General features: G+C 62.7%; 1 protein-coding gene. It reads left to right on the forward strand.

Annotation, left to right across the window (positions count from 1 at the left end):
- Positions 1-255, forward strand: a 255-nt coding sequence (locus tag MKK51_RS17925; protein ID WP_243979190.1) for a hypothetical protein, incomplete at its 5' end; no start/stop codon positions are given.
- Positions 256-303 lie beyond the last annotated feature (48 nt).

A 303-nucleotide genomic window follows, 5' to 3' on the forward strand; every position in this document is an offset into this window, starting at 1 on the left:
GCAGCCCAGCTGCAGGATGCGATCCGCGACGCAGCCGGTGCTTCCCAGCGCGCTGCGAACGCGAACTCGAACAAGTCGACGGCGCTCTCGGATCACTGCGCCCGCAGCGGTCTGCCAACCAAATCGATGAAGCGCATCCTCGACTGCCACAAGATGCAGGACATGAAGCGGAGAGACTTCGTCCGCGGCTTCCTGATGGCTTACCAGAGGATGGGCTGTGGCGAGCAGAGCGACCTGGTGGCACACGTTGGATAGAGTGTCTCGGAAGCTATTGTCGCGTCCGAGCTGGTGCAGACGTCTCGG

The organism is Methylobacterium sp. E-045 (assembly GCF_022829685.1).
Taxonomy (GTDB): Bacteria; Pseudomonadota; Alphaproteobacteria; order Rhizobiales; family Beijerinckiaceae; genus Methylobacterium.